This is a genomic window from Nocardioides panaciterrulae, assembly GCF_013409645.1.
GTDB classification, from domain to species: Bacteria; Actinomycetota; Actinomycetes; order Propionibacteriales; family Nocardioidaceae; genus Nocardioides; species Nocardioides panaciterrulae.
In genome coordinates, this window is record NZ_JACCBG010000001.1 from 2062784 (window position 1) to 2075264 (window position 12481).

The 12481-nt window shown below is 71.9% G+C and carries 11 protein-coding genes; 9 read left to right on the forward strand and 2 right to left on the reverse strand.

Features of this window, described 5'->3' with window-relative positions:
• The first annotated feature begins 87 nt into the window (after window positions 1-87).
• The 5 genes from BJZ21_RS09680 (at window position 88) to BJZ21_RS09700 (ending at window position 6180) form a co-directional block, all read left to right on the forward strand.
• On the forward strand, window positions 88-1701 hold the full coding sequence (locus BJZ21_RS09680) for an ABC transporter substrate-binding protein (protein WP_179663539.1): 1614 nt from the start codon (window positions 88-90) through the stop codon (window positions 1699-1701).
• A gap of 94 nt (window positions 1702-1795) precedes the next feature.
• Window positions 1796-2824, forward strand: a complete 1029-nt coding sequence (locus BJZ21_RS09685; protein WP_179663540.1) for an ABC transporter permease — start codon at window positions 1796-1798, stop codon at window positions 2822-2824.
• Complete coding sequence (locus BJZ21_RS09690; RefSeq protein ID WP_179663541.1) at window positions 2824-3756, forward strand: ABC transporter permease; 933 nt, start codon at window positions 2824-2826, stop codon at window positions 3754-3756. Before BJZ21_RS09685 ends, BJZ21_RS09690 begins: the two co-directional genes overlap by 1 nt.
• On the forward strand, window positions 3753-4832 hold the full coding sequence (locus BJZ21_RS09695; protein ID WP_179663542.1) for an ABC transporter ATP-binding protein: 1080 nt from the start codon (window positions 3753-3755) through the stop codon (window positions 4830-4832). The genes BJZ21_RS09690 and BJZ21_RS09695 overlap by 4 nt, the downstream gene beginning before the upstream one ends.
• Entirely contained in the window at window positions 4816-6180 is a 1365-nt protein-coding gene (locus BJZ21_RS09700) for an ABC transporter ATP-binding protein (RefSeq protein WP_179663543.1), read from the forward strand. Before BJZ21_RS09695 ends, BJZ21_RS09700 begins: the two co-directional genes overlap by 17 nt.
• Here BJZ21_RS09700 and BJZ21_RS09705 read toward each other — a convergent pair.
• Window positions 6123-7049 carry a RecB family exonuclease gene (locus tag BJZ21_RS09705; RefSeq protein WP_179663544.1) on the reverse strand — a complete coding sequence of 309 codons (927 nt, stop codon included), beginning with the start codon at window positions 7047-7049 and terminating at the stop codon, window positions 6123-6125. The two genes, BJZ21_RS09700 and BJZ21_RS09705, sit on opposite strands and share 58 nt — an antisense overlap.
• An 81-nt stretch (window positions 7050-7130) precedes the next feature.
• Here BJZ21_RS09705 and BJZ21_RS09710 point away from each other — a divergent pair, with 81 nt between their 5' ends.
• From BJZ21_RS09710 to BJZ21_RS09725, 4 genes are all read left to right on the forward strand, one after another.
• Entirely contained in the window at window positions 7131-8312 is a 1182-nt protein-coding gene (locus tag BJZ21_RS09710; protein ID WP_343052077.1) for a site-2 protease family protein, read from the forward strand.
• 162 nt (window positions 8313-8474) lie between these two features.
• Entirely contained in the window at window positions 8475-9380 is a 906-nt protein-coding gene (locus BJZ21_RS09715; protein WP_343052261.1) for a tRNA (adenine-N1)-methyltransferase, read from the forward strand.
• Between the two features lie 257 nt (window positions 9381-9637).
• Window positions 9638-11392, forward strand: a complete 1755-nt coding sequence (gene arc, locus BJZ21_RS09720; protein WP_218851415.1) for a proteasome ATPase — start codon at window positions 9638-9640, stop codon at window positions 11390-11392.
• A gap of 12 nt (window positions 11393-11404) precedes the next feature.
• Window positions 11405-11752: a hypothetical protein gene (locus tag BJZ21_RS09725; protein ID WP_179663546.1), complete on the forward strand. Its 348-nt coding sequence runs from the start codon at window positions 11405-11407 to the stop codon at window positions 11750-11752.
• Between the two features lie 90 nt (window positions 11753-11842).
• Here the strand turns inward: BJZ21_RS09725 and BJZ21_RS09730 are convergent, their stop codons facing one another.
• Window positions 11843-12472 (reverse strand): class I SAM-dependent methyltransferase, encoded by a 630-nt coding sequence (locus BJZ21_RS09730; protein ID WP_179663547.1) that lies wholly within the window; start codon window positions 12470-12472, stop codon window positions 11843-11845.
• Window positions 12473-12481 lie beyond the last annotated feature (9 nt).

Consider the following 12481-nt stretch of genomic DNA (forward strand, 5'->3'; position numbering starts at 1 on the left):
GGTGGCGCGGGTCACAGACGGCTGTGTATGTTCCCCGGGACGAACGACCCTGCACCGGTGGGGTCCCGACCTGTGTGAGGGGACGACGTGACGCGCAAGAGGAAGCTGGCGGCACTGGTGGGGGCCGGCGCCCTGCTCGCCTCGCTGTCCGCCTGTGGCGGTGGCGACGGCGGCAGCGGTGGCGGCGGCGGGGGTGGCGCCACGGGCGCGCCCTGGATCCTCGGGACGACCGAGAGCATCACCGCCATGGACCCGGCGGGCTCCTACGACATGGGCTCCTGGAACATGCAGTACAACATCTTCCAGCAGCTGATGACGATCCCGGCCAACGGCAGCGACCCCCAGGGCGACGCCGCCCAGTCCTGCACGTACGACGACCCGAAGACCATCACCTGCAAGCTCCGCCCGGGCCTGAAGTTCTCCAACGGCGACGCGCTGACGTCCTCGGACGTGAAGTACTCCTTCCAGCGCAACCTCGAGATCGCCGACCCGAACGGCTCCTCGGTGCTGCTGGGCTCGATCAGCAACGGGGACGACAAGTCCCCCTCGCTGGCCGACGGGGCGATCGAGACCCCGGACGACACCACGGTGGTCTTCCACCTCAACCAGCCGGACCTGACCTTCCTCAAGGTGCTGACCACCGCGACGGCCTCGATCGTCGACGAGGACGTGTTCCCGGCCGACAAGCTGCTCGCCGACGACCAGGTCATCGGCTCCGGTCCGTTCAAGCTCAGCCAGTACAAGCCCGGCGAGCAGGCCGTCCTCGAGGCCAACGACAACTACTCCGGCGACCACGCGGCCAAGAGCAAGCAGGTCTTCGTCCAGTACTTCAACGACCCGGCCCCGCTGAAGTCCGCGGTCGAGTCCGGCCAGGTCGACGTGGCCTGGCGCACGCTGAGCCCCACCGACCTGAACTCGCTGCAGTCCGGCGGGAAGGTCGACGTGATCAAGGGCCAGGGCTCGGAGTTCCGCTACTGGGTCTTCCAGCTCGAGAACGCCGCGGTCAAGGACAAGGCCACCCGGCAGGCCGTCGCGCAGATCATCGACCGCGACGCGATCGCCAAGAACGCCTACGACGGCACCGTCAACCCGGCGTACTCGATCGTGCCCCCGGGCTTCGCCGGCCAGAAGGACTCCTTCCAGGCCAAGTACGGCGCGCCCGACGTCGCCGCGGCCAAGAAGCTGCTGCAGTCCGCGGGGGTGAAGACCCCCGTCAAGCTGACGCTGGGCTACACCCCGACCCACTACGGTCCCAACGCCGTCGACGAGGCCAACGAGCTGGCCGGGGAGCTCAACGCCAGCGGCCTGTTCGACGTCAAGACCGCGGACGCGGAGTGGGAGCAGTACCAGACCCTGGAGAAGCAGGGCGCCTACGACCTGTTCATGATGGGCTGGTACCCGGACTTCCTCGACGCGGACAACTACCTGTCCCCGTTCCTGCGCGACGGCGGGTTCTTCGCCAACGGCTACCACAGCGACCAGGTCAACAGCCTGCTCGACAAGGAGCTCGCGGAGACCGACCAGGCCACGCGTGAGGACGAGCTGGGCCAGCTGCAGGACATCGTCGCCGAGGACGTGCCGCTGATCCCGTCGTGGAACGGCCAGAACGTCGCGGTCGCCTCGAAGTCCATGCAGGGCGTCGGGGACACGCTGGACCCGACGTACATCTTCCGCTTCTGGATGATCAGCAAGAACGGCTGAACCGACACGGGGGAGGGCGCACATCCGAACGGGTGGGCGCCCTCCCCCGTGTGGTGCCGTGCCGCCCCTGGCCCCCTCTGGGAGGAGAAAACCGTTGGCGTCGTCGTCGGGGTCCCTGCCCCGCTACATCCTGGTCCGGCTGCTGCTGGTGATACCGATGATGTGGGTGCTGCTCACCATCGTGTTCTTCCTGCTGCGGGTCGCGCCCGGTGACCCCGTCTCGGCCGCCGTCGGCGGCAAGCTGGACGCGCACGCGCTCGCCCTGCGCCGGGCCGCGCTGGGGCTGGACCGGCCGCTCGTGGTGCAGTACCTGGAGTACCTGCGCAACGTCGCCCAGTTCGACTTCGGGCACACCATCAGCGACAACCGCCCGGTGCTGGACATCATCAAGGACCAGGGCGGCGCGACGCTGACCCTGACGTTGGGCGCGTTCCTGGTCGCGCTGCTGGTCGGGCTGCCGCTGGGCCGCCTCGCCGGGCGCCGCCGCGACACCGCGGCGGACGCCGGGATCCGGATCTTCGGCGTGGTCTCCTACGCCGCGCCCATCTTCTGGGTGGGCATCATGTTGGTGGTGCTGGTCGTCAAGGTCTTCCCCGGGTGGCCGACCTACGACATCGCCTCCGTGGTCACGAAGTTCACCGTGCCACCCAGGACCCACATCCTGCTGCTGGACGCGATCCTCGACGGCAACGGCGCGGCGCTCGGCGACATCCTCAAGCACCACGTGCTGCCGTGCCTGACCCTGGGGCTGCTGCTCTCGGGCGTGATCATCCGGCTGGTGCGGATCAACGTCATCCAGGCCATGAAGGGCGACTACGTCGAGGCCGCCCGGGCGCGCGGCATCGCCGAGCGGCACGTGGTCCGCCGGCACGCCTTCCGCAACGCGCTGGTGCCGGTGATCACGGTCATCGGCCTGCAGATCGCGCTGACCCTGTCCGGCGCCATCCTGACCGAGCGGACCTTCAACTGGCCGGGGCTGGGCACCGAGCTGGTGCAGTACATCACCGCCCGCGACTACATCGCGGTGCAGGGGCTGGTGACGTTCTTCGCGGTCGTCGTCGTGCTGGTCAGCGTGGTCGTCGACATCATCAACGCCCTGGTCGACCCGAGAGTGAGGTACTGATGCGCCGCTTCTGGTCCCGCGTGTGGAACACGCAGGGGATGGCTCGCTGGATCCTGCTGGCCGGCGTCGTCATCACCGTCGTCTTCGTGCTGTTCGCGGTCTTCGCGCCGTGGATCGCGCCCTACGACTTCAACCAGACCACCGTCGACGGGACCAAGCTGCCGAAGCTCGCGCCCCCCTCCGGGGCGCACTGGTTCGGCACCAACGACCAGTTCTACGACATCTTCTCCCGCGTCGTCTGGGGCTCCCGGACCGCGCTCGAGGTCGTGGTGATGTCGGTGGCGCTCTCCGCGCTGGTGGGGGTCCCCCTCGGCCTGGCCTCGGGCTTCGTCGGCGGCGCCGTCGACCGGCTGCTGGTCTTCGTCATGGACGCGATGTATGCGCTGCCCTCGCTGCTGCTCGCCATCGTGTTCTCCTTCCTGCTGCGCGGCCCGCTCGGCGGCGGTGTCGTGGCGGCCGCCCTGGCCCTGACCGCGATCTACATCCCGCAGTACTTCCGGGTGGTGCGCAACACGACGGTCTCCGCGCGAGAGTCCACCTACATCGAGGCCGCCCGGGCGATCGGTGCGCCGCCGTTCACGATCATGCGCAAGTACCTCTTCGGCAACGTCGTGCAGTCGGTGCCGGTGATCGGCACGTTGAACGCGGCCGACGCGCTCGGCACGCTGGCGGCGCTGGGCTTCCTGGGCCTGGGGATCCAGCCCAACGAGGCGTCGGAGTGGGGCTACGACCTGAGCCGCGCGCTCGACGACGCCCAGGCGGGCACCTGGTGGCCCGCCCTGTTCCCCGGCCTGGCGATCATCCTGCTGATCACCGCGCTGACCCTGGTCGGCGAGGGCCTCAACGAGACGGTCAACCCCGCGCTGCGGCGGCGCCGGCTCCGCCCGGTCACGTTCCCCGCCGCCACGCCGACCCTGGAGGAGGCCCGATGAGTCGCCTGGAGCTGCACGACGAGGTGCCCGGCACGACCGAGCCCCAGCCCCCGGTGCTGGAGGCGCGCGACCTGCGGGTCTGGTACGGCACCGAGCGCGGTCCCGTGCGCGCGGTCGACGGCGTCAGCTTCTCGCTGCGCAAGGGCGAGATCCTCGGCCTGGTCGGCGAGTCCGGCTGCGGCAAGTCGACCCTCGGGCGCGGCCTGCTCGGGCTGCTGCCCGACGGGGCGGCCCGGGACGGCGAGCTGCGGTTCGAGGGGCGCGACATGCTGCAGCTCAGCCCGCGCGAGCAGCACGGCATGCGCGGCCGGGACCTCGGCATGATCTTCCAGGAGCCGCTGACCCGGCTGAACCCGCTGATGCGCATCTCCGACCACTTCGCCGAGACATTGCGCACCCACGAGAAGGGGATCAGCAAGGCGGAGATCGAGCGGCGCTCGCTCGAGGCGCTGCGCCGGATGGGCATCCCGCCCACGCGGTTCAAGGCCTACCCGCACGAGTTCTCCGGCGGCATGCGGCAGCGGCTGATGATCGCGCTGACGCTGGTGCTGCGGCCGGCGTTCGTGGTGGCCGACGAGCCCACGACCGCCCTCGACGTGCTGGTCGAGGCGCAGATCATCCGGATCCTGCACGACCTGCGCCGCGAGTACGACACCTCGCTGCTGCTGATCACCCACAACCTCGGGATCATCGCCGAGGCCTGCGACCGGGTGGCGGTGATGTACGCCGGGGAGATCGTCGAGATCGGGGACGCCCGCCAGGTCTTCACCACACCGCGGCACCCCTACACCCGCGAGCTGCTGCGCTCGACGATCTCGCTGCGCACCACCGGCCTCAACTACATCGACGGCGCCCCGCCGGACCTGCTCGCGCCGCCGCCGGGCTGCCGGTTCAACCCACGCTGCCCCGACGCCATGACCGTCTGCGCGGAGCGGGCCCCGGTCCGCCGCGAGCGCGACGGCGGCACCCGGTCGGCCTGCTGGGCGGCCGACCTGGAGGACCGGTTGGTCCAGCTCGACGCGCGGGAGACCGCGCCACTGATCAGGGAGGAGCTCTCCGTTGCCGACGAAGCCTGAGCCCGCGACCAACCCGGGCGTGACCACCCCCAGCGCCACCGCGCCGGCGGTGGTCGACATCAACGACCTCTCGATCCACTTCAACCTGCAGGGCGGCGCGCTCTCCCGGCTCCTCGGCCTGCGGGCGCGCACGGTCAAGGCGGTCGACGGGGTGGACCTCACCCTGCACCGCGGCGAGGTGCTCGGCCTGGTGGGGGAGTCCGGCAGCGGCAAGACGACGCTGGGCCGGGCGCTGCTGGGGATGGTGCCCGCCACCCGGGGCTCGATCACCTACCACGACCGGGAGCGCGGCGCCCGCCGCGTGTCGGCGATGCGCGGGAAGGAGCTGCGCCAGCTGCGCACCGACCTGCAGATGGTCTTCCAGGACCCGCACGCGGCCCTGAACCCGTCGATGACCGTCGAGGCCGCGGTCGGCGACCCGCTGGTCATCCACGGCATCGCCAAGGGCGCCGAGCTCCGGAGCCGGGTGGCCGCCGCGCTGGAGCGCGTCGGCCTGAGCCCGGCCGAGCGCTACCTCTCCAAGTACCCCTCCGACCTGTCGGGCGGCCAGAAGCAGCGCGCGGTGATCGCTCGCGCGATCATCCTCGACCCCGAGGTGCTCGTCGCCGACGAGCCGGTCTCGATGCTCGACATGAGCGTGCGGGCCAAGATCCTCCAGCTGATGCTCGACCTCAAGCGGGACCTCGGGCTGACCTACGTCTACATCACCCACGACCTGGCCAGCGCCAAGTACTTCTGCGACCGGATCGCGATCATGTACCTCGGCCGGGTCGTGGAGGTGGGGCCCACCGAGGAGATCTTCGCCAACCCCCGCCACCCCTACACCAAGGCGCTGCTGGCGGCCATCCCCGAGCCGGACCCGACCCGGTCGCTGCCCCGGGAGCTGCCCCGCGGCGAGATACCGGACGCCGCCGAGCCTCCGCTGGGCTGCTCCTTCCACCCCCGGTGCCCCGAGGCGACCCCGGAGTGCGGCTGGGAGTCGCGCGACCTCCGCGCGATCATCGAGCAGCACTGGACCCGTCGTTCGGCCGAGGCGTTCGAGCAGGAGCAGGGCGTGGTCGGCGACCTCGACGGGCTCGACCGGCCCTCGCGGGTGGCCCGACTCGGGAAGGGCGGCCCGGCCCGGGTCCGCGCCGTCCTGGACCGGATGCGGGACGAGGACACCGACGAGCCGCTCTGGGGCGGGGTGGAGGGCATCCACGACGACGGCGACGGCGTACGCGTGGAGTTCCGCGAGGGCGTGGACCCGGCGCTGCGTCCCGCCGGCGGCGTGGAGGTGGCGTGCGTGCTCTACCCGGAACCGGACGCGACGCCGGTCGGGGATGCGGCGGTGGCCGTGCCGGACTGAGGCGCGGCCGTCGGCTCGGGGAGGGTCGGCTCGGGGAGGTCGGGCGGGGTGCCGCCGAAGGCGGGGCACAGCGCCCGGTGGGCGCACCAGTCGCAGAGCCGGCTCGGGCTGGGGCGCCAGTCGCGGGTCTCCTCCGCGGTCCGGATCGCCTGCCAGACCGCCTCGACCTTGCGCTCGGTCGCGCGCAGGTCGGCCTCGTCGGGGACGTAGCGCAGCAGCTCGCCGCTGCCGAGGTAGACCAGCTGCAGCATCGCCGGCAGCACCCCGCGGGTGCGCCAGATGACCAGCGCGTAGAACTTCATCTGGAACAGGGCCTTGGCCTCGAACTGGGCGCCGGGCGCGCGGCCGGTCTTGTAGTCGACGACCCGGATCGCGCCGTCCGGGGCGACGTCGATGCGGTCGACGAAGCCGCGCAGCAGCAGCCGGGAGTCGAGCAGCGACTCGACGTACAGCTCGCGCTCGGCGGGCTCGAGACGGGTCGGGTCCTCGAGGGTGAAGTAGCGGTCCAGGACGGTGCGGCAGGTGGTCAGCCAGGCGGCCACGTCGGCGCCGGCGCCGTCGAACATCGAGTCCAGCTCGGGGTCGGCCTCGACCAGGCGCTCCCAGGTCGGCAGCAACATGTCGCGGGCCTGCTCGGGGGTGCGCTGCGGCGCCGGCAGGTCGAAGAGCTCCTCGAGCACCTTGTGGACCACCGTGCCGCGCACGGCGTCCGGGGAGTACGGCTCGGGCAGCCGGTCGATCATCCGGAACCGGTAGAGCAGCGGGCAGCTCATGAAGTCGGCGGCGCGGCTGGGGGAGAGTGCGCCGAGCACCCGGACGCCGTCGACCGGGGTCGACACCGGGTCGGCGGGGGACTGCTGCACGCTCATGAGGGGCACCCTAGGCGAGGGCGCCGACAGGCCCACGTCCTGCCGCCCGCGGGCTGGGGTGCGGTCGGATAGCCTCGAGACGTGTCCGACCCCGCCCCCGACCCCTCCTCCGGGGGCCCCGCGCGCCCCGAGCACGGGTCTCGCCAGCGTCCGCCCGGCACCTTCCGGGTCGGCAGCATCGGCGGCAGCGACGTGCTGGTCTCCTCCTCCTGGTTCCTGGTGGCGGGGTTGATCGCGATCATGATGGCCCCGACCGTGGAGAGCGTGCAGCCCGGACTGGGCCTCGGCAAGTACCTCGCCGGCCTGGCCTTCGCGGTCATCCTCTACCTGTCGGTGCTGCTGCACGAGGCCTCGCACGCGGCCGTCGCGCGCCGCTACGGGTTCGGCGTCAGCTCGATCACGCTGCACTTCCTCGGCGGCATGACCTCGATCGAGGGGGAGGCCCGGCGTCCCCGCGAGGAGTTCTGGATCGCGGTCGTCGGGCCGATCACCTCGCTGCTGGTGGGGGCCGCCGCCGCGCTGCTGTGGTGGCTCACGCCGCCCGGGCTGCTCGGCATGGCGCTGGCCATCCTCGCCAGCGCGAACCTGCTCGTCGGCGTGCTCAACCTGGTGCCCGGCCTGCCGCTGGACGGCGGCCGGGTGCTCAAGGCCGGGGTGTGGGCGGCGACCGGGAGCGTGCACCGCGGCACCATCGTCGCCGGCTGGGGCGGCCGCGTGGCCGCGGGCCTGGTGCTGCTGTGGCCGATGGCGCAGGTGCGCGTCCTGGGCGGCAGCGAGCCCGACCTCCTCGACTTCGTGCTGGCGTTCGTCGTCGCGATGTTCCTGTGGCAGGGCTCGACGGCGGCGATCGTGTCCGGCCGGGTCCGGCGCCGACTGCCCGGGCTGGTCGCCCGCGACCTGGCCCGACGTACCCTCGCCGTCCCCGACGACCTGCCGCTGGCCGAGGCCGTGCGCCGGGCCCAGGAGGCCCAGGCGGGCGGGATCGTGACCGTGGCCGGCAACGGCACCCCGGTCGGGCTGGTCAACGAGGCCGCGCTGCTGGCCACCCCCGTCGACCGGCGCCCGTGGGTCGCGGTGAGCACCGTGGCGCGCACCCTGGAGACCGGGCTGCGGCTGCCGGTGGAGATCCGGGGCGAGGACCTCGTCACCGCCATCTCCCGGACCCCCGCGGCGGAGTACCTGCTCGTCGAGGACGACGGCAGCGTGTACGGCGTGCTCGCCACCTCCGACGTGGACCGGGCGTTCCGCACCGTCTCCGGCTGACCTCCGACCACTCGCCGGATTCCTGTCCGGAGCCGCGCTTCTCGTAGGGTTCCGCGCATGTCCGACGAGGTCCCGACGCGCACCGCCCACCCCACCGCCGACGCGCCTGCGGCCCCCGACCTGCCGCGGGCCGGCGACGTCCCGGAGGAGGCCTGGTCCGGCGTGCACCGCGGGCCGCTGCGGCCCGGCGAGTGGGTGCGGCTGACCGACCAGAAGGGCCGACGGCACAACATCTGCCTGGAGCCGGGCAAGCGGTTCTTCTCCAACCGCGGGCACTTCGACCACGACGAGCTGATCGGGCGCGAGGAGGGGTTCACCGTCACCTCCTCCGCGGGCGGGGAGTACCTCGTGTTCCGGCCGCTGCTCTCGGAGTTCGTGGTCTCGATGCCCCGGGGTGCGGCCGTGGTCTACCCCAAGGACGCCGCCCAGATCGTGGCGATGGCCGACATCTTCCCCGGCGCGCACGTCGTCGAGGCCGGGGTCGGCTCGGGCGCGCTGACCTGCTCGCTGCTGCGCGCGGTCGGACCGTGGGGCCGGGTCTCGTCGTACGAGCGGCGCGAGGAGTTCGCCGAGGTCGCCCGCCGCAACGTCGGCCAGTTCTTCGGCGCGCCCGCCGGCTCGAGCCACCCGGCCTGGTCCCTGACCCTCGGCGACCTCGCCGAGGCGCTGCCGGCGTCGGGGGAGCGGGTCGACCGGATCATCCTCGACATGCTCGCCCCCTGGGAGTGCCTCGACGCCGCGGCCGACGCGCTGCTGCCCGGCGGCATCGTGTGCGCCTACGTCGCCACCACCACCCAGCTGTCCCGCTTCGTCGAGACCGTGCGCGTGCACGGCGGCTTCACCGAGCCGACCGCCTGGGAGTCGCTGGTGCGTGACTGGCACGTCGAGGGGCTCGCGGTGCGCCCCGGCCACAAGATGATCGGCCACACCGCCTTCCTCGTCACCGCACGCCGGATGGCCCCCGGCCAGCGCGCCCCGATGAAGAAGCGCCGGCCCGCGCCCGGGGCCTACGGTCCCGACTACACCGGGCCCCGGCCGGCCGGCATCCCCGTCGAGCCGACCGACTGAGGCTGCTGGGCCTGCGGATTGGCGACCAACCGCAGTCCGGGGGCCGGGGTCGATGCGGATTGGTGACCAACCGCAGTTCCGGGGCCGGGGTCGATGCGGATTGGCGACCAACCGCAACCGCGCGGCGCTCGGCAGGGCGGTTGGTTGCCAATCACCAGGTCTTCGGTCCGTCGCCAATTCGTGACCAACACCCTCCCTGGTGCCCTTCCCTCCGGCGGTCTCGCGGGTAGGGTCAAGTTCCACAGGAGGTGACGCTGATGTCGAACACCGAAGGTGTTTCCGGGGTGAGCGGGCGTAGCCCCGAGGAGCTCGCGAACCAGGTCCGGTTCCTGGAGGCCGAGGTCGCCGATCTCCGCCACCGGCTGACCGACGCGCCGGCGCACTCCCGCGGGCTGGAGCTCCGGCTCGCCGACGCGCAGCGCTCTCTGGCGGGGGTCACCTCGCAGAACGAGCGGCTCGTCGAGACCCTCCGCGAGGCCCGCGACCAGATCATGAAGCTCAAGGAGGAGGTCGACCGGCTGGCGCAGCCGCCGGCCGGCTTCGGCACGTTCCTCGGGCGCAACGACGACGACTCGATCGACGTCTTCACCGGCGGTCGCAAGCTGCGGGTCAACGTCAGCCCCGCGGTCGACCTCGACGACCTGCAGTACGGCCAGGAGGTCATGCTCAACGAGGCGCTGAACGCCGTCGCGGCGCTCGACTTCGAGAAGATCGGCGAGGTGGTGATGTTCAAGGAGCTGCTCGCCGATGGCGAGCGGGCCCTGGTGATCGCCAACGCCGACGAGGAGCGCGTCGTACGCCTGGCCGAGCCGCTGCGCGCGGAGACGATCCGAGCCGGTGACTCCCTGCTGCTCGACACCCGCGCCGGCTACGCCTACGAGAAGGTGCCGAAGTCCGAGGTCGAGGAGCTGGTCCTCGAGGAGGTCCCCGACATCGCCTACGAGTCGATCGGGGGCCTGGGCACCCAGATCGAGGCGATCCGGGACGCCGTCGAGCTGCCGTACCTGCACCCCGACCTGTTCAAGGAGCACCAGCTCAAGCCGCCCAAGGGCGTGCTGCTCTACGGCCCGCCCGGCTGCGGCAAGACGCTGATCGCGAAGGCGGTCGCCAACTCGCTGGCCAAGAAGGTCGCCGCCCGGACCGGTCAGGAGGGCAAGTCGTACTTCTTGAACATCAAGGGCCCCGAGCTGCTCAACAAGTACGTCGGCGAGACCGAGCGGCACATCCGCCTGGTCTTCCAGCGGGCCCGGGAGAAGGCCAGCGGCGGCACCCCGGTGATCGTGTTCTTCGACGAGATGGACTCGCTGTTCCGCACCCGCGGCTCGGGGGTCTCCTCCGACGTCGAGAACACCATCGTCCCGCAGCTGCTCAGCGAGATCGACGGGGTGGAGCTGCTGGAGAACGTGCTGGTGATCGGAGCCTCCAACCGGGAGGACATGATCGACCCCGCGATCCTGCGGCCCGGCCGCCTCGACGTGAAGATCAAGATCGAGCGCCCCGACGCCGAGTCCGCCCGCGACATCTTCAGCAAGTACCTCACCACCGAGCTGCCCCTCCACGCCGACGACCTCGCCGAGTTCGGCGGGGACCGCGAGGCCTGTGTGGGGGGGATGATCCGGGCGACGGTCGAGCGGATGTACACCGAGACCGAGGAGAACCGCTTCCTCGAGGTCACCTACGCCAACGGCGACAAGGAGGTCCTGTACTTCAAGGACTTCAACTCCGGCGCGATGATCCAGAACATCGTGGACCGGGCCAAGAAGATGGCCATCAAGGACTTCCTGGACCACGACCAGCGCGGCCTGCGGGTCTCCCACCTGCTCCAGGCGTGCGTCGACGAGTTCAAGGAGAACGAGGACCTGCCGAACACCACCAACCCGGACGACTGGGCCCGCATCTCCGGCAAGAAGGGCGAGCGGATCGTGTTCATCCGCACGCTCATCACCGGCAAGCAGGGCACCGAGCCGGGCCGGTCGATCGACACGGTCGCCAGCACCGGTCAGTACCTGTAACGGTCGGCGGCGATGGGGGAGGACGAGCTCGAACGCTCCGAGCTCGAGGCGGTGCTGCAGACCCGCCACGAGCTCGGGGCGTCGTACGACGCGGCGCTGGTGGACTCCTTCGCCGAGCGCATCGAGCGCGAGGTCCAGCGCCGGGCCACGGACCGGTTCATGTCGGCCGGGCGACCCGGACAGCTGCAGCACGCCGCCGGCGGACGCCAGCTCGCCCTCGGCATCGTCTCGGTGGTCGCGGCGGTGCCCATCTCGATCCCGCTGGGACTCACCGACCACCTGCCCGCGCTGCTGGTGTCCTGGGCCGGGCTCGTGGGCGTCAACCTCGCCCATGCGCTGCAGGCCCGGCCGCGCGCCTGAGCCGAACCGGTCATCTGCGGATTGGTGACAATCCGCAGGCGCCGGGCCGGTCGGCTTGCGGTTGGTCACCAATCCGCAGCCGCACGCCGCTCAGGCCGCGGGGCGGCGCGCCCGGCCGACGTAGGCGTAGGTCCACGGGTGGCTGACCCGCGGACCGGGCAGGTACTCGGCGCGCAGCGCGACCATCTCCAGGCCCGCCTCGCGGACCAGCGCGGGCACGTCCCGCGTCAGGTGGCAGCCGCCCGCCAGCCGGCGCTGCACCGGCTCGAGGCGCTGCTGCCAGCGCACCACGCCGGCCTCCGGGGCCAGCCCGTGCTCGAGGAAGTGGAAGTCGCCCCCCGGTCGCAGCACGCGGCGCACCTCGGCCAGCGCGGCCGCCGGGTCGGGGATCGTGCACAGGGTGAAGGTGGCCAGCACCGCGTCGTACGACGCGTCCGGCGCCGCCAGCCGCTGCCCGTCCAGGCCCAGGCGCTCGACCGGGACCGGGCAGGCGGCGCGCCGCCGGGCGGAGCGGGACCAACCGACTCCGGAGGGGTCGACCGCGTCCAGCGCGGTGACCTCGGGCGGCAACCAGGGCAGGTTCAGGCCGCTGCCGAAACCGAGCTCGAGCACCCGACCGCGCAGCCCGGCGCAGGCCTGCACCCGCAGCCGGCTGATTCCGTCCGCCGACAACGACAGATCGGTCAGCCGGGGCACGACCTGGTCGCTCCACATCCCCATGACCCCAGC